The sequence below is a fragment of the Alteromonas sp. IB21 genome (assembly GCF_016405965.1).
Lineage (GTDB): Bacteria > Pseudomonadota > Gammaproteobacteria > Enterobacterales > Alteromonadaceae > Alteromonas.
In genome coordinates this window covers 1-25,580 of record NZ_JAEFCD010000041.1, presented here as the reverse complement: position 1 = coordinate 25,580, position 25,580 = coordinate 1, and the positions used below count along the sequence as shown (strand labels likewise).

Annotated in this window: 23 protein-coding genes; 14 read left to right on the top strand and 9 right to left on the bottom strand. The window is 42.5% G+C overall.

Annotated elements, in window-relative coordinates; translation table 11 throughout:
- The first annotated feature begins 136 nt into the window (after window positions 1–136).
- Together JC525_RS19175 and JC525_RS19170 are read left to right on the top strand one after the other, a co-directional pair.
- Window positions 137–2,431, top strand: a complete 2,295-nt coding sequence (locus JC525_RS19175; RefSeq protein WP_198817693.1) for a putative bifunctional diguanylate cyclase/phosphodiesterase — start codon at window positions 137–139, stop codon at window positions 2,429–2,431.
- A 195-nt stretch (window positions 2,432–2,626) separates the two neighbouring features.
- Window positions 2,627–2,785: a YqaE/Pmp3 family membrane protein gene (locus JC525_RS19170; RefSeq protein WP_014949371.1), complete on the top strand. Its 159-nt coding sequence runs from the start codon at window positions 2,627–2,629 to the stop codon at window positions 2,783–2,785.
- A 122-nt stretch (window positions 2,786–2,907) separates the two neighbouring features.
- Here JC525_RS19170 and JC525_RS19165 read toward each other — a convergent pair whose 3' ends face one another.
- The 3 genes from JC525_RS19165 to JC525_RS19155 all read right to left on the bottom strand — a co-directional run bounded on the left by JC525_RS19165 (window position 2,908) and on the right by JC525_RS19155 (window position 6,586).
- Window positions 2,908–3,363, bottom strand: coding sequence for a hemerythrin domain-containing protein (locus JC525_RS19165; protein ID WP_198817691.1), 456 nt, complete (start codon window positions 3,361–3,363; stop codon window positions 2,908–2,910).
- Window positions 3,364–3,606: 243 nt separating this feature from the next.
- Window positions 3,607–4,950: an NADP-specific glutamate dehydrogenase gene (gdhA, locus tag JC525_RS19160; protein WP_198817689.1), complete on the bottom strand. Its 1,344-nt coding sequence runs from the start codon at window positions 4,948–4,950 to the stop codon at window positions 3,607–3,609.
- A gap of 7 nt (window positions 4,951–4,957) precedes the next feature.
- Window positions 4,958–6,586, bottom strand: a complete 1,629-nt coding sequence (locus JC525_RS19155) for a diacylglycerol kinase family protein (protein ID WP_198817688.1) — start codon at window positions 6,584–6,586, stop codon at window positions 4,958–4,960.
- 150 nt (window positions 6,587–6,736) lie between these two features.
- On the opposite strand from JC525_RS19155, the gene JC525_RS19150 reads away from it, so the two are divergent.
- Window positions 6,737–7,267, top strand: coding sequence for a DUF2878 domain-containing protein (locus tag JC525_RS19150; RefSeq protein WP_198817686.1), 531 nt, complete (start codon window positions 6,737–6,739; stop codon window positions 7,265–7,267).
- Window positions 7,268–7,286: 19 nt separating this feature from the next.
- Window positions 7,287–7,991 (top strand): SDR family NAD(P)-dependent oxidoreductase, encoded by a 705-nt coding sequence (locus JC525_RS19145; protein ID WP_198817684.1) that lies wholly within the window; start codon window positions 7,287–7,289, stop codon window positions 7,989–7,991.
- Window positions 7,992–8,063: 72 nt separating this feature from the next.
- Here the strand turns inward: JC525_RS19145 and JC525_RS19140 are convergent, their stop codons facing one another.
- Both JC525_RS19140 and JC525_RS19135 read right to left on the bottom strand, forming a co-directional pair.
- Window positions 8,064–8,894 (bottom strand): HAD family hydrolase, encoded by an 831-nt coding sequence (locus tag JC525_RS19140; RefSeq protein ID WP_198817677.1) that lies wholly within the window; start codon window positions 8,892–8,894, stop codon window positions 8,064–8,066.
- A gap of 175 nt (window positions 8,895–9,069) precedes the next feature.
- Entirely contained in the window at window positions 9,070–9,660 is a 591-nt protein-coding gene (locus tag JC525_RS19135; RefSeq protein ID WP_198817675.1) for a hypothetical protein, read from the bottom strand.
- A gap of 520 nt (window positions 9,661–10,180) precedes the next feature.
- On the opposite strand from JC525_RS19135, the gene JC525_RS19130 reads away from it, so the two are divergent.
- The 5 genes from JC525_RS19130 to JC525_RS19110 all read left to right on the top strand — a co-directional run bounded on the left by JC525_RS19130 (window position 10,181) and on the right by JC525_RS19110 (window position 16,659).
- Window positions 10,181–11,233, top strand: a complete 1,053-nt coding sequence (locus JC525_RS19130) for a DNA topoisomerase IB (RefSeq protein WP_233095314.1) — start codon at window positions 10,181–10,183, stop codon at window positions 11,231–11,233.
- Between the two features lie 462 nt (window positions 11,234–11,695).
- On the top strand, window positions 11,696–13,210 hold the full coding sequence (gene putP, locus JC525_RS19125) for a sodium/proline symporter PutP (RefSeq protein WP_198817695.1): 1,515 nt from the start codon (window positions 11,696–11,698) through the stop codon (window positions 13,208–13,210).
- A gap of 16 nt (window positions 13,211–13,226) precedes the next feature.
- Window positions 13,227–14,336 carry a glutamate 5-kinase gene (proB, locus tag JC525_RS19120; RefSeq protein ID WP_198817671.1) on the top strand — a complete coding sequence of 370 codons (1,110 nt, stop codon included), beginning with the start codon at window positions 13,227–13,229 and terminating at the stop codon, window positions 14,334–14,336.
- Complete coding sequence (locus JC525_RS19115; RefSeq protein WP_198817669.1) at window positions 14,333–15,580, top strand: glutamate-5-semialdehyde dehydrogenase; 1,248 nt, start codon at window positions 14,333–14,335, stop codon at window positions 15,578–15,580. Before proB ends, JC525_RS19115 begins: the two co-directional genes overlap by 4 nt.
- A 128-nt stretch (window positions 15,581–15,708) precedes the next feature.
- Window positions 15,709–16,659: a mechanosensitive ion channel family protein gene (locus JC525_RS19110; protein ID WP_198817667.1), complete on the top strand. Its 951-nt coding sequence runs from the start codon at window positions 15,709–15,711 to the stop codon at window positions 16,657–16,659.
- 56 nt (window positions 16,660–16,715) lie between these two features.
- On the opposite strand, the gene JC525_RS19105 is transcribed toward JC525_RS19110, so the two are convergent.
- A complete protein-coding gene (locus JC525_RS19105; protein ID WP_105931196.1) occupies window positions 16,716–17,270 on the bottom strand; it encodes an HNH endonuclease in 555 nt (184 codons plus the stop codon).
- A gap of 338 nt (window positions 17,271–17,608) precedes the next feature.
- Here JC525_RS19105 and pnp point away from each other — a divergent pair, with 338 nt between their 5' ends.
- From pnp to JC525_RS19085, 4 genes are all read left to right on the top strand, one after another.
- On the top strand, window positions 17,609–19,720 hold the full coding sequence (pnp, locus tag JC525_RS19100) for a polyribonucleotide nucleotidyltransferase (protein ID WP_198817665.1): 2,112 nt from the start codon (window positions 17,609–17,611) through the stop codon (window positions 19,718–19,720).
- A gap of 176 nt (window positions 19,721–19,896) precedes the next feature.
- Window positions 19,897–20,190 carry a DUF1244 domain-containing protein gene (locus tag JC525_RS19095; protein ID WP_198817654.1) on the top strand — a complete coding sequence of 98 codons (294 nt, stop codon included), beginning with the start codon at window positions 19,897–19,899 and terminating at the stop codon, window positions 20,188–20,190.
- Window positions 20,191–20,879: 689 nt separating this feature from the next.
- Window positions 20,880–21,296 (top strand): UPF0158 family protein, encoded by a 417-nt coding sequence (locus tag JC525_RS19090; protein WP_198817647.1) that lies wholly within the window; start codon window positions 20,880–20,882, stop codon window positions 21,294–21,296.
- 214 nt (window positions 21,297–21,510) lie between these two features.
- Complete coding sequence (locus JC525_RS19085; protein ID WP_198817645.1) at window positions 21,511–22,617, top strand: hypothetical protein; 1,107 nt, start codon at window positions 21,511–21,513, stop codon at window positions 22,615–22,617.
- Window positions 22,618–23,081: 464 nt separating this feature from the next.
- Here JC525_RS19085 and JC525_RS19080 read toward each other — a convergent pair whose 3' ends face one another.
- The 3 genes from JC525_RS19080 to JC525_RS19070 all read right to left on the bottom strand — a co-directional run bounded on the left by JC525_RS19080 (window position 23,082) and on the right by JC525_RS19070 (window position 24,781).
- On the bottom strand, window positions 23,082–23,390 hold the full coding sequence (locus JC525_RS19080; RefSeq protein ID WP_198817644.1) for a type II toxin-antitoxin system RelE/ParE family toxin: 309 nt from the start codon (window positions 23,388–23,390) through the stop codon (window positions 23,082–23,084).
- 6 nt (window positions 23,391–23,396) lie between these two features.
- Window positions 23,397–23,639 (bottom strand): type II toxin-antitoxin system Phd/YefM family antitoxin, encoded by a 243-nt coding sequence (locus tag JC525_RS19075; RefSeq protein WP_198817642.1) that lies wholly within the window; start codon window positions 23,637–23,639, stop codon window positions 23,397–23,399.
- 164 nt (window positions 23,640–23,803) lie between these two features.
- The gene (locus tag JC525_RS19070; protein ID WP_198817640.1) at window positions 23,804–24,781 is read right to left on the bottom strand and encodes a transposase; all 978 of its coding nucleotides are present in this window, start codon (window positions 24,779–24,781) and stop codon (window positions 23,804–23,806) included.
- Window positions 24,782–24,967: 186 nt separating this feature from the next.
- Between JC525_RS19070 and JC525_RS19065 the strand changes: the two genes are divergently transcribed.
- Window positions 24,968–25,369, top strand: a complete 402-nt coding sequence (locus JC525_RS19065; protein WP_198817638.1) for a hypothetical protein — start codon at window positions 24,968–24,970, stop codon at window positions 25,367–25,369.
- The last annotated feature ends 211 nt before the right edge of the window (window positions 25,370–25,580 follow it).

Sequence of the window (25,580 nt, the reverse complement as noted above, 5' to 3'; positions counted from 1 at the left end):
CACTCAAATATGAATAGCGCCATTAGATCAAACTTTTAAGTCAATTGGTATTACTCGTTCTATTCTTAGGCTATTCTTTTAGCTTATGGTTGCGTGTATCGCTACCTAATGACAGTTACAAACACGGGGCACCCTAGTGCAAAAAACACTTAGTCAGAGTTTATTTCAAACCTTATTCATAGGAATTGTTATAGCATCACTTCTGATCGTTGGCGCTGTGTGGCGTTCTGCCAGTACACTTGTTGTGCAAAATATTGACCATGATGTTTCCCTCGCTGAAAAAGTCTTCGACAAGGTTGTTGCCGATAGACAGGCCGTTATTTTAAGTGTTTCGAAGGTGTTGTCTCGCTCATTTGACTTTAGGCGTGCAGTTGGCACCGAAAACATACCTTCTATTGAGGCGGCGTTTACGAGTTACGCAGAGAGACTTAACACCGATATTATAGCGCTGGTAAGTTTAGATCATAAAGTTGTCGCTTCACATACAGCACTTTTTCAGGTCGGACAAAGTCTTGAGAGTAGTGTGGCGCTCGCGGCAAACCAACGGGAAAGTGGTCTGTTCGTTGTAAATGATGACTTAGTTCATCTCAGTCTTATACGTGTTGAAATACCTACACTTAGGTATTACATGTTGATAGGCGTTGAATTTGACGATGGGCTTTTACAAGAGCTTAAGCAACTTGTAGATGCAGAAATCATTATTTCAAAAACTGAATCAAACGAAATTCTTACAACTACGCTTGATACGAACGAAGCCATGAAAGTGTTAGCGGCAAAACAAGACCCAACATGGATAGATGTTACCTTTAAAAACGAGTTCACTTATTTCACGCGCCAAGTAAATATTGGGGCAACTGATCGACTTCCCGTTAATATCACTTTGGCAGTTGATACGACTTCTGCTTTTAAAGCATTCTCCCGAGTTCAAATTACCATTTTAGCGTTTTGCATCGCAGCAATGCTCATTGCTTTGGCGTTTTCTTTAATACTAGCTAGAAACGTCACTAAGCCGGTATCCAATTTAGTAAAGGCAGTCAATAGAGTAGCGTCTGGTTCTTACGGATCGACACTTGATGAGCCGTCAAAGTTGAGAGAAATAACCGAGCTTGCCAATGCTGTTGATAGCATGCAAGCAAATATAAAAAATCGTGAGTTAGATATTCGCTACCAAGCTGAGCATGATGTACTTACTGGCCTTTTTAACCGCAATTACGTTGAAAATTACTTTGAGTCTGAGCTCGAAGAAGGGCGCCCCTTGCAAGTTGTAGCCATTACCATCATCGGTTTTCGTACTATCAACGATCTTTACGGGTATTCCAACGGCGACAATACATTAAAGGCTTTAGCACAAAGATTACAGCGCTGGCCCGGTATATCGGCGCGGTTGGCTGGCGGAGAGGTGCTTTATATCTCACATGACTCGCTTAATGATGATCAGCTTGAAACACTTAAGCATATTCTAGAACAACCTGTTGAAAGTAACTTGATAGCGATCCCCTTAAAAGTGTCAATGGCAATCTTAGAATGCCCGCAAGATGCATTTACGTCAGAAGAGCTGTTTAGGAAAATGAATATCGTTACTGACGAAGCGATACATGGCGACAAGTGGTGCGTTAGATATCGTGCTGAATTAGAAGATAAATACAACCGTAGATTAGCCATCACCACGGAGCTTAAGCGCGCGCTGGCAAGTCAGCAGAACGAGCTGTCTATGGTGTATCAGCCTAAAATTGATTTAGTAACAATGAAAGTGTGCAGCATGGAAGCGCTCATTCGCTGGAATAGCAGTGCGTTGGGTTTCGTTCCTCCGGATGAGTTTATTACTATCGCTGAACAGGCAGGCCTAATCGAGCAAGTTACATCGTGGGTAATGAAGCAAACCATTGCAGACCTGGCCTATTTTCGGGAAAAAGGGTACGGCTTTACTGTGGCAATGAACTTGTCTACCCAAGATATTCAAAATAAAGTACTGCTAAGCAATTTGGTATCCCTACTAACTGAAAAAGGCCTTTCTCCCGATGCGCTCGAACTTGAAATTACGGAAAGCGATTTGGTGGCAGACGCATCGTTAGCCATAGAAAATTTGAATGAGTTAACGGCCCGTGGATTTCACTTCGCTATAGATGATTTCGGTACCGGGTATTCTTCACTGGCGTATTTGAAGAACCTGCCTGTAAAGACCATCAAAATAGATAAGAGCTTCATTCTTTCTTTGGCCAGCGACGAAAATGACCAGCAAATTGTTCATACGGTGCTTAGCTTAGCCGCTGTGTTTAATTTAAAGGTCGTTGCTGAAGGGGTAGAAGATCTCGCCTCTCTCAATATTCTAAAAGATTGGGGATGCGACGTTGCCCAAGGATATTATATAAGTCGGCCTCTTAAGCTCGCTGATTTAGAAGAGTGGCTCCAAAATACACCTTTCGGCGAATAGCTATTTCATTAAATAAAATTTATTGTTTTTGTTGAGATTGTCAAAAACTATGGCGCTTACCTATCGAAATGGCATTGTAAATGCACATTACTACAGTGAAGCGTGTAAAACCCTCTTTGGGCGCTAATTCCACGGCAAAACGTGAGCTTTTTACCCATTGAGTTGTGAAATTACTTCAATAACAAGGAATTTATTATGGACATCATTCGTATACTACTGTCAATTTTGTTACCACCGCTAGGCGTGTTCTTACAAGTGGGTATTGGCGCACATTTTTGGATAAATATTCTTTTAACTATTTTGGGTTATTTCCCTGGTGTGATCCACGCTGTTTACATCATTGCGAAGAAATAACTTCAAAGACGACGTAGCGAACGACTAGCCTCATCTTTGAATCGAAAAAGCCAGCTTATTTAAGCTGGCTTTTTAATAGAAAATACGTAACTGAAACCGCTTGTTTCCGTTTTCCATTACGGCTACACCGTAAGTTTTTCGGCATCCAGTTCTTTGTTCATCTCTTCTCTGTATTCTTTAGCCAACCTTGTTTTTTGGCTGTCGTTTAACACTTTTCCTGCAACTTGGAAGAACTCTTGCTCTTCATCTGCTAAGTGATGCTCAACCTTTTCCTGCAGGTTTTTTAAATGACGTAACCATGCTGGTGAACTCATGTCTGTATCATCCAGTTTTGCTAATAGTTCATCAATTTCATGGTGTTCTGCAATACCATGGCGAGTTAAGTCGACAGTGGCATCCTTCTCTAGAAGATGGGTATAAAAATGGCGTTCTTCTGCTACAGCATGACTTTCCAACTGAGTTTTAAGCTCCTGGTAGTACTCTCTGCGTGCAGCTGTGTTACCACTTGTTTCCGCAAGAATTTTCAATAATAGACGCTGTTTTTCGTGATCTTGACGTAATGCTTCAAAAATTTTCATGGATATTTCCCCAAATAGTTAATTACTGCTTACAGTAATGCTATTTCTATTCCATGTGTTCAAGCTTCGTTAGATTATGATTTTTAATAGGTTTTTTGTTCGATAGAAACTAAGTCACGACGTTTAGATATTTAGAGCGCAATTTTTACAAAAACATTTCCGATAAATTCACGTTGTAAACGCCCTTGTGAAGCCGCTAAAACCACGTATGAGTACCGTAATTCCAGCGACCGATGTATTGAGTTAGACGCCTTGCGCGACCATTGCGTCCGCGAGTCGACGGAACGCGGCAATATTTGCACCTTTCATGTAGTTAATGGAGTTATCATCCGCTTTGCCTTCAGAAACACATCGTTCGTGAATGCTAGTCATAATTGAGTAGAGCTGCTCGTCGAGTACGTCAGCCTCACGTTGACTAAACATGGCATTTTGCCCCATTTCCAAGCCTGATAAGGCAACGCCACCTGCATTGGACGCTTTACCTGGAACATAGGTTATTTTTTCTTTTATAAAAAGGGCCTGAGCTTTTTTCGTACACGGCATATTTGCTCCCTCTAACACCATGCGGCATCCATTGTCTAGCAATGCTCTAGCATCGTCTTCGGTAAGCTCATTCTGCGTAGCGCAGGGTAGGGCAACATCACACGCAATGTGCCATGGCTTTTTATTATCAGCCCATGTTCCCATGTCATTTTCAGCCATGTCTTTAAGTATATTATTACGAGATGCATGGTTCTCAATTGCCCACTTTATGTCTGTATCGTTTAATCCCTTTTCGTTATGCAATAAACCACGACTATTTGAAAGCGTGACTACTTTCCCGCCTTTCTCCGTAGCTTTTAACGCAGCGTGCAGCGCAACGTTACCGGCGCCAGAAACAGCAATGGTTTTACCGTCAATGTGCGTATCTTGATATTGGCAAACGGCCTCTAAAAAGTAGATCAGACCAAAGCCTGTAGCTTCGGTGCGAACATAGCTTCCACCAAATTCTAGGCCTTTGCCGGTCAACACACCCTCAAACCTGTTATTGAGTCTTCGGTACTCGCCATATAAATAACCAATCTCTCGCGCACCTACGTTGATGTCGCCAGCAGGTACGTCAGTGTTAGCACCGATATGCCTTTGTAGCTCACGCATAAAAGATTGACAGAAAAGCATAATGTCTCTATCCGTCCGACCTTTAGGGTTAAAGTCAGAACCACCTTTACCTCCGCCCATTGGAAGGCCTGTGAGTGCATTCTTAAAACACTGCTCAAACGCTAAGAATTTTAATACGGAGAGGTTTACGGTTGGGTGGAAACGCAAGCCACCTTTGTATGGGCCCATTGCTGAATTGTGCTGAACTCGCCATCCTTGATTAACCTCAATCTCGCCCTTGCTGTTCATCCAAGAAACCGTGAAATAAATAACGCGCTCGGGTAAGCATATTCGCCTGACGATATCGAATGCTTTGTAGTCATCATGAGCATTTGAAATAGGAACTATGTCTTCAAGTACTTCATGTACCGCTTGAAGATATTCACTTTCACCCTCGAATTTTTCGTTAAGAAATGAATAGATTTCGTCGAAGTTACTTTGATGTGCCATTAACTACTTAATCCTTTTGTTCACGGTTTACTAATACAGTAAGGCTATGAGTGAGCGTTTTTATGACGAGAGATTGATCTTCATAAATTTCACCATCTACTGCATAAGCGGTGATCTTATCAAACGTCAAAGTGAGACTGGACGCTTGTTTGTGACGTATAGAGTCTGATTGTTTTTTTGATTCTACCGGGCTAAAAACCAATTCCGCTAACGACAGAAATTGTTTGTCAGAAGAAGCTTGTGGCGACAGCCACGTTATATCTAATTTACCGTCCGTTATATCGGGTTGTTCTGCACCTTGGGCTAACGCCGTTGTTATTGGGGCTGCATTGGCGATAACGAAACTAGGTGTTTGAAATCGCTCAGGCTCGTTGTCTTCAATTGCTACGTCAAACGTCATGCTTTCATTATTTGAAATCGCATTCCATAGCCCTTTTAAATAAGCAAACTGTCCGCCCACATTCTTTTCTTCTCTATCTGCTGCGGAAATCATCTTTTCTTCAAATCCCACAGCCGCGACCAAGAGCATGACTTTGTCATTACACGTGGCGGTGTCTATTTTTAACGTAGCCCCATCAATAATAATATCGCAGGCTGTACTGATGGGCATGACTTTGCTGATATAACCATGAAGAACTTGGCTAAGCGCATTTGCTGTTCCAAAAGGGATTATTCCCATGGTAACGTTGGTATTGACTAAGGCCGAAGCAACCTCCGTAAGTGTACCGTCTCCGCCGCAAGCAACAATGATGTCAACGCCTTCATCTCTCGCTTCTTTAGCCAGCATTTTTCCATCAACTTCAGGCGTTGTTTCTTTAACTGTTACTTTAAATTTTTCATTTAAACGGGAAAGTACATCTTCTTTATATTGCGACCACTTTCCGCCACCTGCGACAGGATTAACAATCAGCGTCAGCGTCTTTTCTAAAGAGAGTAAACCGCCATCTCTTACTTGCTGTAGTGAGGCGAGTTGGCGCTTATTAAGGCGTGCGGTTTGGCGTATTTCGTTTATTTGTTTGAGCGCGTCATCAACACTAAGTTTGGGATCTTTAGCTAACAAATAGGCTGCGACGACCAATACTGAACGACCTCGACCCAGTGCGCAGTGAACCACCACGTTTTTACCATCAGAAATTTGTTGGTTAAGCCAATTAATGGCAAGCACCAACTGTTCTGAGGTTGGGCTGGTATGGTCGAGTACCGGAATATTCAGGTATCGATAATCTTCTTGATACGCAGTCCAATCAAGACCGTCGAATTCAGCCGTAACGTCCAGAATAGCGTCAATTTGATTCTCGTTTAGCAGCGCAACATGCTTATTAGACATGCGACACCCTAAAAACAGGTGTGGCTCAATTTTTTGAAGCGGGGGGACTTTATCGTTTCTGCGTGCATACTCGTTGTAAAGCCATGACCCCAAAAGAAAAGGTACGAAAATCCATCGTATATATATTGGAATAGAGCCATCTTCACGCTTTCTAAACAAACTTGGATAGTTAAGCAGGTAAGCACTGCTCACTGCGATAAGTGAAAATGCAGTCCATCCAAACAATAATTTCAAAAGAACACCGGGAACAAATATCGTTAAAGCTAACGATAGAATTGCGCCTAGCACGTAATACTTTACCATTTTCACAATTAACACATCCTTTGTTGTTAAAAAAAAGCGAACAGTGTATGCATCTATACTTTCACTCTTATGTTTTCGTTTACTTTTACTGTTGCTAGATGAACTTAGATTTAGATGACTACGTATGCTTGTGTAGTAAATCTATGAGCGTTAGTAATGAAAAATAGTGCAGTATTTAAGGTAGTAAACTTTGCGTGGTTTCAGGGGATTTGGTGGCTAGTGATTCTATTTCAGAACCAAGCTGTCATACCCGTACTTGCTCTAATCGTGTTGTGGTTCTTTCTTTCTCCCAAGCGTTTAGAAGATGCAAAGCTTATGGGAGCAATATTCTTGTTGGGCACCTTTGTTGATGCTGCGCTGGCGCAAAGCGGACTGTTTATTTTTAACGAGTCCGAAGCATTGGTAGCGTTTTGGCCCATTCCGATTTGGTTAAGTTTGCTCTGGGCGGCTTTTGCAGGGACCATCTATCACAGCATGATGGCTTTTAAGGGGCGATTATTACTGGCATCAATTGGTGGCGCTGTTTTTGCACCACTTAGCTACATAGCTGGCGCAAAGTTTGGAGCGGTAGAGCTTGGCGTTGATCTTCTACTTGCTTACATTTTCATAGCACTAGTATGGAGCGTGGTGTTCCCACTGTGCTTCTATTTATCCAACCGTTTCGAGGCAACCCAAGCCGGAGCGTAAATGCAAGGAGTGTATTGGTATGACAAAAAATGTATTGGTAACTGGTGGTAATCGTGGCATCGGTTTTGAAATAGTAAAAGGAATGTTGTCTAAAGGGTACAAAGTGCTAATGGGTTGCCGTGATGAGGAATCAGGGCTTGAAGCGAAGAAGGAACTTGTGGGTGGAGATTTGCACGTTATCGAAATGCCTCTTGATAATGAAACAGCCATCATTGATGCTTTCGTGCGCGCCGAGGCAGTGTTCGGACCAATAGATATCCTAATTAATAATGCAGGCGTATTAGACGATACTCCATGGCAAGAGGTAAACGCAGAATCGCTAGCAAAGTCAATGCAAGTAAATGTGTATGCTCCGCTAACGCTCATTCAACAAGCCCTCCCTCAAATGATTGAACGCGGGTTTGGACGGATCATTAACGTAAGTTCTAGCTATGGAAGCTTTGCGGAAGAACTAAAAGGGCCTTTTAGCTACGCCATCTCGAAAGCAGCCGTTAACGCACTAACGGTAAAGATGGCAGCGGTGGTTGACGAGGCAGCAAACGGCGAGCCTTTAGACGTTACAGTAAATAGCATGACGCCTGGCTGGGTCCACACCAGAATGGGAGGGAGTGATGCGCCTAAAACTCCTGAAGAGGGAGCTGACACGGCAATTTGGTTAGCTACTATGGAAGAGGGTGGCCCTCACGGACAGTTCTTGAAAGACAGAAAATCCATAGATTGGTAGAGACTTTTAATTACGTGTACGCGGTATAACTAAAGATTAAGGCTACGTGACGTAGCCTTTGTAAATGTCGTGCTAAAGTGAAAAACGTTCTCGTAGGAACTGGGCGATTCCATCTTCATCGTGATGTCCGATAACAGAGGTTGCCGCTTCTTTAACGTAAGGTTTAGCATTGGAAGGCGCATAGGCCTCGTCAGCCAGCTCGAACATGCTTAAATCATTGTCACTATCGCCGAAACAAATCACATTACTTGCACCCAACTGCTTTCGCAAAAGTTCAACTGCACTTCCTTTGCTTGCCAACTTATGATGAACGTCCATCCAGCGGTACTCGTCGCCTTCGATGGCAGGTCCGGAGTATGCAATTAGCTCATCGTGATTATTTAACTGCTGGTATATATCGTAAACGAGTGTCGCATCTCCAATCATACTAATATTTGTGATGTGCGCCGTCGCTGGCAACGCTTCAATAGGCGCCAATCTGGCTTTCGTTCTGGAAAAGTATTTGTCGATTAAGTTTCGCTCTATCTGATGCTTTGGCGTTGAAAAATAAATAATGTGTTCATGTTCAGGGCTATCCATATTCACTGTATTGATAAATGGCGTAATATTGTTCCTAACTGCATATTCGACGATAAGATTGACTTCACTCGGTGCGAGCAGGTTCTCTAGCGTAAGCGCATTACCTGTCGGGTCCCAAATAGCGACTCCGTTATTGTATATGTGAGGAAGTACGAACGACTGGCCTTCCAGAACAAATTGCGCTGAATGCATAGTACGCCCGGTTGCGACGGTAAACGCAATGTCCTTTTCGCTAAGTAAACCCAGCGTTTCTCTGGTAAATGTCGAGATTTGGGAAGACTTATTTAAAAGAGTCCCGTCCAAGTCAAAAAAAATTAAGTCCATACAATCAGTACTCGGTGTCTTTAAACAATAAGGAATACAAAATGCGAAAGGGCAATACACATGTCACTATGTGCATTGCCTCTCAGAATTGTTTGCTGAACACGTTCGCTTTTGCGTTGTGTACACTATCATACTCTATCTATATGCCCCTGCTTATTACAGGTATTTTAACTTTTTATCGAATAGACTCGACGACTTTGTCTGAATGTTGGCGAAGCAACGAAGACAATTTAGAAGCAGATTGAGATTTCTTTAAGTTTATCACAAGTGCAACTTTACCATATCGCACTGCATGCCTAACGGTTTGAATTACTTCGTTTCTATCTGGTCTTAGACCCATCAGGCCTGCGATAAATAAGCCAATAAATAGGCCTGGGCTAATTAAAGCAATATAGGTAAATAGAGGATTTTGCTTTGTGAGAGCAGGACCGAATTGAGTGAGTAGAAACGCAGCAATTAGGCCCACCGCTAGCCCAGCAAAACCCAGCAATAAGTGAGACGACCACATTCTTTTCCCAATTGATTCACTGTTACGTTCTAGCTTTTCGCTCATGCGCGGGTCTTTTGCCTCAACAATTTCTATCTGAGCGCTTTCTATTGTTGTTTGACCTTTAACAACATCAATCGCTTCTCTCGCTTTTTCTTTTGAAGAGAAGATAGCGGCGACCTGAAGCTCTTTATCAGAGACGATCTTAGCTCTCAAATTTTCGTTTCCGTTATTGTCATTCTTATCTACGTTCGTGTTCTTTGAGTTTTCGATAGTCATCTTAATTCCTCTCAGTCAGTTTAGGGGCGCACTCAGCTTAAGTTCGTGACGCCCAACAGCTTAACTTCTATATTCAATTCCGTGCCCGGTAATCCATCCAAGCGCATGAATTCATACGATTAATGAAGATAAGTATTCAAGTAGTATTCCGGGTGGTGTTTAAATGTGCTTTCCATCAAGGTTAAAAGCTAGAGTGCTGCAGCTATAACTATGAATTAACGAAGGTTTTTATGAATATTACAAGGTTGTTAGACAAGGTTGAGGCATACTTTTGTGGTACATATTTCAATTTAGACTGTCGTCAACAAGGGGGAGCGGACTATAAATGTTGCGGTAGTGTGACAATCTTACACGGCGCTGAAAAAGGTTACACAGCCAGGAATTTTTAGATAAAGGTTAAGTAGTCTGACGACGTTAGGTGATCATTTCTTTCTTTTTATCTGTAATTTTATTCAGTCAGACAAATAACACGCATGTTTGCAAGGTGTTGTAAATCTCAACAAAAAATATGGAGAATGCTTTGACAGCACGGACGAAGGGTTATTGTAATGTTTACTCGGATGATTGCCACTTATCCATCAAGCGAATCGCCTGTGGGAATAAACGTTTCTACTACCGTTACGCAAGTGGACGAAAAGTGTCGAGTGATCGGGTAATAACGAGAATTAAAAACCTTGTAATTCCACCTAATTGGCGAGATACCTATATTAGTCGGGACAGTAAAGCTAGCGTGCAGGCGACAGGCTATGACGAAAAAGGACGAAAGCAATATATCTACCATGATAAATGGCACGAGCAACAACAGGTAGAGAAGTTTAAAAGGTTAGTTGCTTTTGGTAATGCTTTACCTAAGTTTCGCGAATATTGCCAAACTTTAGTCGAGAATCCCTCATGGACGCTAGAAAGAGCATGTGCGCTAGTGTGTTTGCTACTTGACTATACAGGAGCAAGAGTCGGGAATGTTCAATACAGTAAAGAGAACAACACATATGGCTTGACCACACTGCGGCGAAAACATATTCAAGCCCAATGTGATGACAGCGTGGAGTTGGCTTATGTGGGAAAACATGGCAAACCGCGTACGTTAAAAGTGAACGATCCTGAACTGGCTTCACTAATATGCGATTGCGCTCAACAGCAGGGTTACTGTTTGTTCCGCTATCAGGGCCCGAATAATCAATGGAGCGATGTATCCAGCGAAGATGTAAATGCTTTTATTCATCGTGAATTGGGTGAGCAATTTAGCTGTAAAGACTTCAGAACTTGGGCATCCAGTCGTTTTGCGCTAACAGTTATGCCTGACGTTCACGAGCAGGTGGCAAACTCACGAACTAAAAAATGGGAAAGTACTCTGAGTAAAACCGTTTCTGCCGAGCTTGGCAATACGCCCGCTGTTTGCAGAAAATATTATATTCATCCGAAGTTATTTAGTGTGTATTCCGCCCCGGAATCCTTCAACGAACTTATCGAAAAGCTAAACTCGCTTAACAATGAAGATTGTGTGCAGATTGCTCACTTATTGCCTATAGAAAAGCTTCTTTTGCATGTTATTTCTACTGATTGCGTTCAGTAAAGGGTATTGCGTGAAAATGTTTCAGTAAGAAGTAAAGTGGGGCAAATTAGCCCTTTTCCCTGCAAAGTTATATTGTTTCATGATTGATTTGTTTTTTATAACTATCTGTAAAATAACAAATATATAAATATATTTAATGCATTTTTATTGTGAAACATTACTCACCTCTAAAACGAGGTAAGAGCGTTCTAAATCCATTTGTTTAAAAATCAAACTTGAATTTTTTTTTCAAATCCTTATATTATTAGAACTCTAATGATTATTGTTCGATTTAATTTTGCTTCTAAAATTATAGAGGCTAGTTAATCGCTAAGGGCGAGCAGTATTGTGCAAGTCTCGCCTTTTGTATTTTTGTGAGGATGCGAGAGAATGCTGATAAATAAGCACCTCTTCATTGTTTCAACAGCAGAACAAAAAATCATTAAAGAGATTTCGATAGTAATAGAGGAAACATTAGACGTTATGCCAATGGAAAGTTACCTGTCGCTGGCTGTGTATTTTTTAGCGATGTTGGGAATAGGGTTGTTTGCCTATCGCCAGTCAACCAGCGATATTTCTGGCTATATTTTAGGAGGCCGGCAAGTAAGCCCTCAAGTTACCGCACTTTCAGCTGGTGCGTCTGACATGTCAGGTTGGATGTTGATGGGTTTGCCGGGGGCGATGTACTTAACAGGGTTCGACGCTGTTTATATAGCGATTGGGCTTGTTGCAGGTGCCTTGGCAAATTATTTATTAGTCGCGCCAAAGCTTCGCGTTTATACGGAAGTGGCAGACGATTCGTTGACTGTCCCTGAGTTTTTCGCAAAGCGATTTAATACGCCTAATTCGAGCTTGCGCATTGTATCTGCAGTCATCATTGTTTTGTTTTTCACGCTCTATACATCAGCCGGGTTGGTAGCAGGTGGCAAGCTTTTTGAAAGCGCGTTTTCTGTAGATTATCAGTTAGGCTTATTTATAACGCTGGGTGTAGTGGTTTCTTACACCTTATTGGGCGGCTTTTTAGCAGTAAGTCTGACCGACTTTGTTCAAGGCTGCATTATGTTTGTCGCATTGGTGCTTGTACCCATTGTGGCGTTTAGCGAATTTGATAGCGTTTCGCAGATGACAAGCGCGGCTTATCAATCTGTACCTAGTTTTTCTGAGTCATTGGAAACGTTAACTGTGGTGGGGTTATTGTCGAGCTTGGGCTGGGGATTGGGCTACTTTGGTCAGCCACATATTATCGTACGTTTTATGGCTATCCGGTCGGTAAACGCGATCGGCACGGCGAGAAACATCGGTATGTCATGGATGACAGTGACGATTATTGGCGCGTTAGCGACAGGGTTCGTAGGCATTGCTTATGCGAATCAATTTGGGCTAGCGGTTGATGATCCAGAAACCATATTTATTATTTTTTCACAGTTATTGTTTCACCCACTTATTAGCGGTTTTTTAATGGCAGCTATTTTAGCAGCGATTATGAGTACGATTTCTTCGCAACTTTTAGTAAGTGCGAGCTCGTTAACGGAAGACATATATCGTGTGATGATGAGTAAAAAATCATCGCAGCAAGCGCTAAGTGAGAAGCAAACGGTAACAATAGGTCGCTATGGTGTAGCAGGCGTTGCAGTTGCAGCATTGCTATTGGCCATGGACGCATCGAATACAATTTTATCTTTAGTAAGTAACGCTTGGGCAGGGTTCGGTGCGGCGTTTGGTCCGTTAGTCCTGTTTTGTCTGTATAAAAAGGACCTCACAGCAAGAGCGGCGATGGCAGGCATGATCAGTGGCGCAGTCACTGTGCTGTTTTGGATTTATGCCCCGGTTCTAGCTGACGGCAAAACGTTAAGCAGCGTTATTTATGAGATTATTCCAGGGTTTGCGGTAAGTACGTTAACGCTTTATTTGGTAAGTCGCTTCGGTGAAAACCCATCTAAAAACGTACAGGCAACGTTTGCGCAAGCCGGTGAAGAATTAGCGAATCAACAATCTTAAGGTTAAAAAGTTTATTATGAGTCATCCTAATTGGAAACGCGTAGTCATCAAAGTAGGTAGTGCACTAATATCGCCCAACCAGCAAGGTTGTAGCAGCCACTATCTACTAAGCATTGCACAGTTTATCGTGCGATGCCGAGCTAATGGTACACAAGTCGTTCTTGTGTCTTCTGGTTCGGTTGCAGCGGGAGCGCACCTGTTTCCAGAACAAGAGAAAACCAACATTGCAGTTAAAAAGGCGATGGCGGCAGCAGGGCAAACAGAAATGATTGCCACATGGGATAGGTTATTTGACTTTCCTTCTGCGCAAATGCTCTTAACGCACGCTGACTTACGAGATAGAGAGCGTTATGTCAGTATTCGTGAAACGATTTTTAGTTTATTAGACAATAATATTCTGCCAATCGTAAACGAAAACGATACTGTTACCACCGACAAGCTAAAAGTGGGTGATAATGACAATTTATCGGCAATGGTGGCGTCTGCTGCTGAAGCGGATGCATTAATAATCTGCTCGGACATCGACGGATTGTATGATAAGAATCCGCATGAATTTGACGATGCTAAAATGCTTAAGTCGGTGGAAACTATTGATCAAAGTATTTATGACATGGCCGGTGGCGCTGTCAAAGGTGGTGTCGGAACCGGCGGCATGCGCACCAAAATTGAAGCAGCTGAAAAAGCGGTTTCGCATGGTATAGATACATATATTATTAACGGCTTTACTGAGCTGTCGTTTAATATGCTTCTTGCGGGTGAGAACCCAGGCACGCATTTTAAACCGCACGCCAAACCAATGCAGGAAAACGTGCATTGGATGCGCCATACGTCAAATGCGCAGGGTGAAGTGATTGTGGAAGGGGACTTCGATGCCTCTTTGGCTGGCGACGCTCAGCAACTTACAAGTAGCGAAATCATCGACGTTAAAGGTGAGTTTTCGGTAGGCGATACAATTTTGGTGCGTAAAGAAGACGGTACCAAGTTGGTAAAAGCAAAATCGAATTACAGCAGTTGTTTATTGAATTTTATTGCTAATCAGGAAAATGACGACTTCGCCCACGAGTTCGAAGAAAAAACAGGGCCAATCATTTCTGATCAGCACATAGCAAATTTGGAGAAAGAATGAGTATTATTACAGAGTTAGCACAACAGGCAAAAAAAGCAGCACGTACACTGGCAATTTTAAGTGAAAGCCAGAAAAACGCTGTGTTAACCGACATGGCCGCGGCAATTCGTGCAAACAAAAGCAAGATTATTGAAGTAAACGAAAAAGAAGTGGCACGAGCCAAAGAAAATAATTTAGATGCAGCAATGATCGACCGCTTAATCCTCAACGACGAGCGTATCGAAGCCATGGCTGAAGGCATCGAGGTTATCGTAGAGCTTGATGACCCAGTAGGTAAAGAGCGTGTTATCGGTACGCGTCCAAATGGCATCGAAATTAAGAAAATGCGAATTCCACTGGGCGTTGTGTGCATGATATATGAAGCACGACCTAATGTTACTGCCGATGCTGGCGCACTATGCTTTAAATCGGGCAATGCAGTAATATTACGTGGTGGTAAAGAAGCACTAGATACAAGTTTGGCGATTGCAGAACTAATGCAGGATGTGCTTGAAAAGCATGACCTACCGAAGGCGCTTGTGACCGTTGTGCCGAACCCAGACCGTGCTCTTATGCAAGAGTTAATGGAACAGCGTGATTACATCGACGTGATAATCCCACGTGGTGGTGAAGGCCTTATCAACTATGTGACAGATAACGCTAAAGTGCCCGTTATTCAGCATTTTAAAGGTGTGTGTCACCTATATGTAGATAAAGACGCGGATTTAGATAAAGCATTAGCGATACTGCTAAACGGTAAGACACAGCGCACAGGTGTGTGTAATGCATTGGAAGGCTTAGTTGTGCACCAAGCAGTGGCTGGTGATTTCTTACCTAAAGTGGCTGATGCCTTTAAAGAAAAGGGCGTAACGGTTCACGTAAATGAAAAAGGCAGTCAGTATTTTGAAGGTGCCGATGTTATCGCTGAGGATGCCTATGGCGAAGAATACCTTGGTTTAGAGATTGCAATCCGTGTAGTTGATGATTTCGACGCAGCCGTTGAGCACATTGCGCAATTCGGCAGTAACCACACCGAAGTTATTGTTACCGAAGATGCAGAGAAAGGTAAGCTCTTCCAGCGTGCAGTAGATGCAAGTGTAGTGATGGTTAACGCTTCATCGCGCTTCTCTGATGGCAGTCAGTTAGGTTTAGGTGCAGAGATTGGTATTGCAACCACCAAGCTTCACGCTTATGGCCCAATGGGCTTAGAGTCGCTAACTTCAGAGAAGTACCTAGTGAATGGTGAAGGCCAAATTCGTGAATAATAAAGCTAAGCGATAACTGGTCGGCATTGTGCCGCGAGTTTACATGCTTCATAATGGCAAGCGCTGACATTCGTCGGCGCTTTTTTTCGCCTATTCAAAGATTTACCTCAAGCACAAACGGAGCTTACATGGAGATAGTGATAGACCCCGCGCAGTTATGGCAACAGCTTATCGTCTTTGCAAGCGAGTACAAGTTGTTGACATCGTTAGTGCTTTTAGTCGTACTGCATTTCATAAAAAAAGGGTTATTGCTACTTATAAGACGCATCAGCTCGCAACGCGGGGAAGACCGTCGAAATCAAATTAACATTTTAGAGCAGTTAGGTAATGCGTTCATTATCATAGTGTTAATGATGGTGTGGAGCTCTGAAATACAAACGCTAGCCATTTCAATTGCTGCGTTTATGGTTGCAATTGTGCTTGCTACCCGCGAATTTATTCAGTGTTTTATGGGGTTTATTTACTATCTAGGCGCAAGGCCGTTCAGGGTAGGAGACTGGATCCAAATGAATAATATGATTGGTGAAGTGGTAGAAATGGATTGGGCAAAAACCGCCTTACTTGAAGTAGATCCAGAAAGCTTCAACTACACGGGTAAGCACGTTTACGTACCAAACAGCCAACTTGTTACCCAAACCGTTCGCAACCTAAACTTTATGCGCCGTTACCGCTTACACTCCTTTGAAATTGTTAATGAGCCGACGGTAAATGCTTACAGCTTGTTGCCAGCTTTCCATGCCAGAGCACAAGCGCACTGCGAATATTTCCGCGATGTTGCAGAGCGTTATAAAGGATTAATCGAACGGCATCTCGATCAAGAGTTTATTCGCATTGACCCAGAGGTTGAGATTAAAACCAATGAACTGGCCAAAGTGGTAGTGAAGGTAAGCTTGTTCTGCCCTACAGCTGAAGCCCATGAACTAGAGCATAAAATGTGTTCAGATTGGTTGAGTTTATGGTTCAGAGCGCAAAAAGAAGAGCAAGCATCGCTTATGCAACAGCAGAGCGATTTAAATGCGAACAATATTCAGCAAGCAGCCACCACAGAGCAACAAACGACCACAAGCACGGGGCTATAGCAGAAAATAGCGTAGGCGCAGTACATGCACTGAATGAATAAAATGTGTTTACTGCGCTAGTCTTGACACGTCCAGTTCCTTTTATGAGAAAAATGCCCTTCTAAAAAAGCCATCTGATCTGCCAATATCCGTCTGTTCATCAAATAAAAACGTTCGTAAACATTCGGCCTAAAGGGCACAGCAAGAAGAGGCATATTGGCTTCTTCTGGCGTTTTATCTGCTTTAGCGTGATTGCATCGCTGACACGCAGAGGCGACATTTGTCCAAGTGTCTTTACCGCCGCGAGAGCGGGGGATAATGTGGTCTCGGGTAAGTTGCTTTGGCGTAAACTTATTGCCGCAATAAAGACATAAATAACTATCACGCCTGAATAAATAGCGATTAGTTAGCGCAACTTTACCTGACAAATCGGTTACCTTGCCATCACATGCGATAATACTAGAAAGCGTTAACTGGCTTTGCAGCCCTTCATGATTCCAGCCCCCTCTAAGCGTGATAGCATCGCTACCTAGCTCAAATAGCACCTTGTCTTGACTGTAAAGCTTGGCGGCTTGTTCAACATCTATCCACTCTTGTGGCATGCCTGCTTTGTTAAGTCGAAGTACCAACATGGTTATCTCCTTTAGCACACTAATATTAGACGTTCTTGTTGTGGTTAATCTTGTCTGTTTATATGTAGCTCTGTAGGTGTTTTTATATTTCTGTTTTGTTTGCTTTTTGTTCTAGCATACGCCGTTTTGTGTCAATATGATGAAAATATAGCCAAATATTGAAATTTCACAGATATTTCATATAGTCATGTTGCAATGAACGTGAATAAATACACAACGAATAACGCAACAAATTCCTCGCAGCGCTAAATTTGGGAATGGTATTAATGCCACTTCAAAGCTATACTATGCGCCGCGTTTAAAAGCGATAAATAAAGATTGAAATTAAAGGACAAATAGTGACTCCTATTACTAAATCATTTCAGTATGGACAGCATACTGTAACTCTAGAGACGGGTGTAATTGCTCGTCAGGCAACAGCTGCGGTTCTTGCGAGCATGGACGATACGTCTGTACTGGTAACAGTAGTTGGTAAAAAAGAAGCCAAGCCAGATCAAGACTTCTTCCCTCTAACAGTTAACTACCAAGAAAAAGCATACGCTGCGGGTAAAATCCCAGGTGGTTTCTTCAAGCGTGAAGGCCGTCCATCTGAAGGCGAAACATTGACAGCGCGTCTTATCGACCGCCCAATTCGCCCATTATTCCCAGAAGGTTTCAAAAACGAAGTTCAGGTTGTTGTTACTGTAATGTCTGCTAACCCAGATATTCCTACAGACATCATCTCTATGATTGGTACTTCAGCAGCCCTTGCTATCTCTGGTATTCCTTTCAACGGTCCAATTGGTGCGGCTCGTGTAGGTTATAGCAACGGTGAATACATTCTAAATACACGCGCAGAAGAGCAAGCTGAAAGCCAGCTTGACCTTGTTGTTGCGGGTACAGAAGGTGCAGTACTTATGGTTGAATCAGAAGCTGACGTGCTTTCTGAAGATACTATGCTAGGTGCGGTAATGTTCGGTCACGAGCAACTTCAAACTGTTGTTAAAGCAGTGAACGAATTTGCTGCTGAAGTTGGCACTGAGAAGTGGGACTGGGCACCAGAAGCAGAAAACACTGCGCTTAAAGACAAAGTTAAAGCACTCGCTGAAGCTGAAATGACAGCGGCTTACCAGATTTCTGACAAGTTAGCGCGTAAAGACGCGGTAACTGCAGCAACTGAAAAAGCACTAGAAGCTATCCTTGCTGAAGACGAAGAGCAAGACAAAAAAGAAGTACTAGACCTGCTTCACGAACTTGAGTCTGACGTTGTACGTTCACGCATCCTTTCTGGCGCGCCACGTATTGACGGTCGTGAGCCTGCAATGATTCGTGCTCTAGACGTAGCAACTGGTATTCTTCCTCGTACTCACGGTTCTGCACTATTTACCCGTGGTGAAACACAGGCAATTGTTGCTGCTACTTTAGGTACAGAGCGTGACGCACAGATGATTGACGAGCTTCAAGGTAAGCGCGACAGCCGTTTCATGCTTCACTACAACTTCCCTCCATACTGTGTTGGTGAAACCGGTATGATTGGTTCGCCTAAGCGTCGTGAAATTGGTCACGGTCGTCTAGCGAAGCGTGGTATTCAAGCAGTAATGCCAAGTGAAGAAGAATTCCCGTACGTAGTACGTGTGGTTTCTGAAATCACAGAATCAAACGGTTCATCTTCAATGGCGTCGGTATGTGGTACTTCACTAGCGCTTATGGATGCGGGTGTTCCAATTAAAGCGTCTGTTGCGGGTATCGCAATGGGACTAGTTAAGAGTGACGACAACTTTGTTGTACTTTCAGACATCCTTGGTGACGAAGATCACCTTGGTGACATGGACTTTAAAGTAGCGGGTACTACCGACGGTATTACTGCACTTCAAATGGACATTAAGATTGAAGGTATTACTAAAGAAATCATGCAAATTGCGCTTAAACAAGCGAAAGAAGCACGTTTGCACATTCTTAAAGTAATGGACGAAGCGATTGGCGGTCACCGTGAAGAACTAAGTGAATTTGCTCCACGCATTTACACAATGAAGATTGACCAAGACAAGATCCGTGACGTTATCGGTAAAGGCGGCGCAATGATCCGTCAAATTACTGAAGAGTCTGACACTAACATCGAGATTGAAGACGACGGTACTATCAAAATCTTCGCGACAGAGCGTGCGAAAGCAGACATCGCTATTAGCAAGATTGAGCAGGTAACGGCTGAGATTGAAGTTGGTAAGACTTACAACGGTAAGATTACACGTATTGTAGACTTCGGTGCGTTTGTAGAAGTACTTCCAGGTAAAGAAGGTCTTGTTCATATTTCACAAATCGCTCACGAGCGTGTGAACAAGGTTACTGACTACCTTAAAGAAGGTGAAATGGTTGACGTTAAGGTTATGGAAATCGATCGCCAGAACCGTGTACGTTTAAGCATTAAAGAGCTTCTAGAAAAGCCTGCGCCTAAGTCTGACGACGCAGAGTAATAGCAATTAGGTTTTAAACCTAGTTAGTTATGTTTAAGTAAAAAGGGAGCTTGGCTCCCTTTTTTCGTTATAGGTTTGAAGGGGGAATGATGGGTTGAGTTTTACCCGTTAATCCACACATTTAAGCCACACATTCAAACCATAACGAAAAAGCGCTATTTTAGAGGTATTAGATTATGGATAAGCAAACGCAAACTGAAGTAGAAGCAGTGGTATTTCGCCGCTTAGTAGAACACTTAGACGCCAATAAAGACGTTCAGAACATTGACCTGATGATTTTGGCGGATTTCTGCCGCAACTGCTTGGCAAAATGGTATTCGGCCGCTGCAAGCGAGCAGGGCGCTGATATCGACTACGAAGCCGCACGTGAAGTGGTATATAAAATGCCGTATTCAGAGTGGAAGGAAAAACACCAGCTTCCTGCTACTGATGAGCAGTTGGAGAAACTGGCTGCTAGGCAGGGGAAGTAGTTTTTAGTTAGGACGACATTTGTTTTTGTGTTTTGAAAGCCAGCGAAAGCTGGCTTTTTTGTTTGGCTTGCGTGAAATACACCAAAAACACCTGCATGCCGATTTGGTGGTTTTAACTTTTGAGCAAAAAAAGACATTTTAGTTTTTACTTTATTTCTCTGGTGGTTGTGGTTTAGAGTAGTGGATGATTAAAAGGACAAGTACCCGAAAGTGGTGTGGAATAGCATGACGTTTTGGGGACGAGTAAGCTGTTAGGCGTCATTTACTTACAGCATTAAAATGCGGGTTCAGTTGTGACGTTCCAGCATCAAGGTTATTTCGCTAGGTTGTCTTTACGGCTTACTTTTTTCAGTTGTTTCAACGGCTTTAGCAACGCGCTTTTCATCAACATCGCAACGCCAACATTCAACATCACCAGCTTTCTAAACTCGCTCTTTTATCCAGCAATGCCGTTAACATCTGGCTTTTCGCACAGGGTTGTTTTATCTTAAATTCAATAATTTAAACACGCGGTCTATTTGGCTAGTGGTGGCAGCAAAGCTGCGTACTTTCAGTTGTACGCCTAACAAAACGCTCAAGCCACTCCCTCCGGTCGCTGGGACGCTAACGTGTGGGCTGACTCACTTCGTTCGGATTATAGCCCACATGCTAGCGCCCCTTAGCTTAAAGTTAGGTGTCTTGAGGTTTTTATGACTGCTAAAATTTCAGATATCGAATGGGCTGTTGAATTCGCATCCTCCGGTTTTGGAGACCATGAGGCTTATATCGACAAACAGTCAGGTGCTATTTTCTATGTGGGTGATGCCGTAGAAGAGGATATCCCTGACGATCTTTTTGAGAATAGTCGGTATATTGCTGTTCCCGATAAGCGTGATTTAGGTCTTGGCAAACGCCTAGCTATTCGTTTCATATCAGAGCATTTGCCAACTAAATTAGACAAGACCTATGATATTTTCAGTCGTAGCGGGGCGTACGGCAGGTTCAAAGAACTGTTAACCTCCGCAAACAAACTAGACGATTGGTATTCGTATGAAGAATTAGCCCTTAAAAAGGCAATTATCGAATGGTGTAATAAGTATAGTGTTAAGTTCAGCAGCGACGCCTAACAATCGCATTAAAACTCACTGCGTTCGCGTGGACATCTACCTGTGGGCTCGCGCTGCGCGCAAGTTTAGCCCACAGATAGCTGCCCTTTATGTGGGGCGTTAGATTTCAGGGTACCAAATGTTTGAGCTTCAGCGATCTTCACTCTTCTTCGAGCAGCTGGCCGCAGCGCACCCGACGATTATCCAGAACATTGAGATCGTCCATGAGAACAAGATGTCATTAGACGTTTCGTATCACCAGCCCAAGCACTTCATCTTGGGATTAAATAATTTGCTCCGAAGCTTGCTGTTCTTCGTTGAATTGTCGAATAAAAATTCACCAGACTGGCTAAAGATAGCCGTTAATTCATTTCTTCAGGCTCAGCCAGATGAGTATCAAATACTTCGCTATCTACGAAATGTCAGCGCCCATCAAAAATTAGTATTTCCAGATGAATCTTTAGTTTCAGGCCTTTACAGAATCAAGTCGACCAGAAATTACACGTTGAAGTTAGGGTTTGGAGATCACGATAAGCCAGGAAAATATGCTTGGGACCTTGCGCTCAAGGACACCTCAGAGATATTCCACGACATGCTGGCCTTTGCGAGTATTACGTTTATGGATCTTGAGCATTCGTCCATTGGCGAATGTCTAGGAATTACTCGGCGCTGGTTCTTTAAGGTTAATTTCAAAACGGATCAGAAGCGCTACAACGAAATTGTAGACGTTTACCAGCTGGTTTCCGCATTCTCTGCAAGACTTCTCGATCACGTGTGCAAAGCATACGCTGCACACCTTGGTGTGCATTATGAACACACATTCGAAGTACAGCTCGAAGATCACAATTTCATTAACACTCTGCTCGAAATTGATCTGTTTCCGGGGTTGTTCTCAGATTGGTGGGAAGACGAGTACGGTCCCTTAAATTACGGCATTCGCTCTAAAATTACCGAGAGTCGGCGACACGAGTCAAATGATGAATTCCATAAATGGGTGTACGAAAATCTCACGCCAGACATAGCGGCGTATAGAGCCCAGCTAGATCGCTTTGCATCGTTAGACGCTAAGGCCATCTTCGAAAAAGATAATATTGCTGAATTTGCATCGTTTGTGCTCACTAACCATTGGCACTACAAAAGTGTTTTTGGCGGAGGTTTAAGGGAGTCTGGTGTTTCCGCTTCCGATGTCATGCAGCTTCAACGAGCCGGGAATATCTTTGTCGAGGAATATCGCAAGGAAAAACTTTGTACCATTGCTTCAACTAAACAGCGCTTGAATGACCAGATTCATGAGATGCTTAAAAAAATAGATGATGAACAGTCCGCGAGAGCTGAAATCTAACACATATGAGCCTCCGGGCTGTCAATGAAAAAAGATAACCCTTTGACCACTATTTCAAGATCAATACCGTTGCCTTTTTAGAACTCGTTTACTTCGTCTGTCATGGCTGATGTTAGGCAAGTTGCCTACGTCAAACACATATAGAGGCTCTTATTGTTGCGCTTTTCAATTCCTTTTGTCTGGCAACGGCACTAGACATTCATCGGTTAACCTTCCTCTGTCCAATACTTAATAAGACAGTCATTCTTACATTCTTTAGAACAGAGCTAGAAAATCAGATAGCTCAGCTTAAAGCTTCTTTGTCTTACGCAAGCAAAGGCAATCAAACAGAATTAGTAGCTAAAGCACACTTACTTACTTACTTAACAAGACAGTCATCTTTTTCACCAACTAAACGGACTAAAAGTGACAGGCATGTTTCTGTATAAAGTTTTTATTTTTTTGCTTTTTATGCGTTAAAGAACTTATAAATAAAATGACAAATGGTTTTCAGGTAGTTGTGATTGACCGAGTATAGCTACGACCAAAATAAAGCCGTCTTCTATTGTAAAGTAAGCCGTGTGTTTGCCTACAGGAAAGTAAAACCCGTTTGGGTAAATTTCATCACAACTTCGACCTACAGCAGGGTTATCCGCAAGCATCTGAAATCCAGTTAGTAATGTATCTTTGTAGTTGCACCACTGCACTTCAGAGAAATTGTTAACGGAATAGCTTTTGATTTTTCGCAAATGAGCCTGAGCTAGTTTACTTATTTTGTATTTACTCTTCTGCATAACTGGTTATAAGGCGTTCAGAAAATCTTCGCCATCAACGGCATTACCTTGTGCTAGGTCTTGTTTGGCTGCTTCGAAGCAATGTTTAAGGTAGTCAGCTTTCATTGCTTCTAGCTCTTCATAATCTCTAATAGACATTACAACTACAGCATCTTTGTTGTTTTTGCTAATCTTGACTGGCTCGCGCTGGGCACTAAGAAGTAACTCACCAAAATTACGTTTGGCGTCATTTGCTGTTAATGTGTGCATGATTAATCTCCAAATCTGAAGTAAGACTAAGATTATAGTTAATCGCACGAAATGGTCAATATAATCAAATCGTGCGATTTGTGCGAAAGATAAACTTACTGATACTGATAAAAAAGACAGGCATCTTTCTGTGTGTAAGTTTCGCTCGCTATTTAACTGCAAAGCTAACCAAATAATCGCATCGCACTTTGTCGGCCTTGAACCCGTTGCTGATGTTGATTCTGCGCGTATTGCTGTAAATGAGTCACCTTGCCAGCGGCGTGCTTAAAGCAGGTTTCAAACTGTGTCGTTAAAGTTATCCAATGTTCGTGTTCAATATTGAGACGCTCTAGAATAGGGGGGAGGTTATTCTGAACCTTGCCGCGTTTATTTGGATGAAAATATCGGCTGGTTATATCTACAAGCTGTAAGTAGTCTGGAAGAGTAAAAGGTAAACCGTGTGGCATCTCTTGCCTTGGATTGCCTGCAAAAGGCATAAGTCTTTTCGGTGTTTTGCCTACCTTGGCTGCGTTAATTCGGTATTTGATACTGGTATGGTCGGATGTTTCAGGCGTTTTGGCCATCTTTGCTCGTACTGGGTTTAAATCAACATAAGCCATACAGGCGGCAAGGGCCGACTCATCCAATAGCGCTTGCGATTTAAACCGTCCTTCCCAAAAATGCCCTGTACAGCCATCCTCTTTATTAGCGGCCCTGGCAATGTATTCGTTCAGTGCACGCATAAACCAGCTGATATCAAATAGCCTTTTACGCCATACTTCAGCCGTCAACTCCACTGTTTTAATTTGGGTTTCATGTAATTCTTTACGTGAATCTGCTGACATGTAGCGCTGCGAGAGTAATGTGCCTTTGTACAGTTTATGCCAACGTTGAATCACGTCCTCTGTACTTAGTGCGTCTGCTTTCTCTTTGTTTACGTGTAATACTAGGTGCGTATGATTACTCATTACCGCATATGCACATACATCAATGGCGAACACCTCACTTAGAACATGAATACGGTCTTCTACCCATTGGCGACGATGTTCAAAGCTTCTACCGTTTTCCTCACCACATAAATAGGCACGACGAACACAGCGGGAAATACAGTGATAATAGGGCGTGTCCGATAAACTAATTTGCGACTTTCGGGCTTTAGGCATTGCATCTGTCTTACTCTGATTAACTCGTTTAGCAGTTTGAATAGAGATTTAGATTTAAGAAAGTGTACGAGGGGACAGTTTTACTTTTTCTAGTTATGCCTGTCATGTTAAGTTTTACTTTATACTTCGCTAAATACAGCTATGTATTATCCTCACTTTACGGAGAGTTAGGGTTACAAGGAAAGTATGTACAAATCTGGTCAACATGTCCTAAACAAAGGGTTAAGTCCTTTATCTAGAATATTGCTCGGTACTATTACAGGGTTGTTTGGTGTTGTTATGATCCTAATTGCACCAGAAATGAGTAAGCCAATCGGAATTTATGTGTTTGGTGCTTTCTGCTTAATCATTTTTGTAATGTGTATCACAACTGGGAAGTTACGTAATTACTTAGGTCGGGTAATTGGCTTAACGGTATTTGGGTTATCTATATGGTATTTACTAGGGCAATTAGGAAGCGGTGAGTTAATATCAAGCAAGAGATCTGAACCATCTATATTCAATGCAATATTATTCTTTTTTGCTTTTGGGTTGCCAGGTATTTGGTTTGCAATTAAAGGTAAATTTCCAATTAAAATTAACAGGTAACAACTGAGTGAGTGTAACTCTAAAAAACATCTGTTAGCATTTACTGCGTAAGCAAAACAATGGCTAAAACAGTAAAATAAGACAGGCATGTTTCGCTATTTAGGGTATGTATTTTTTGTTTGTCTTACTTTCTACTTTTACTGATATTTTAACAAGTGACGTGCTCCAATAGATTCACACAGCCAGTTAAGGGATAATTATCTCAACTGGA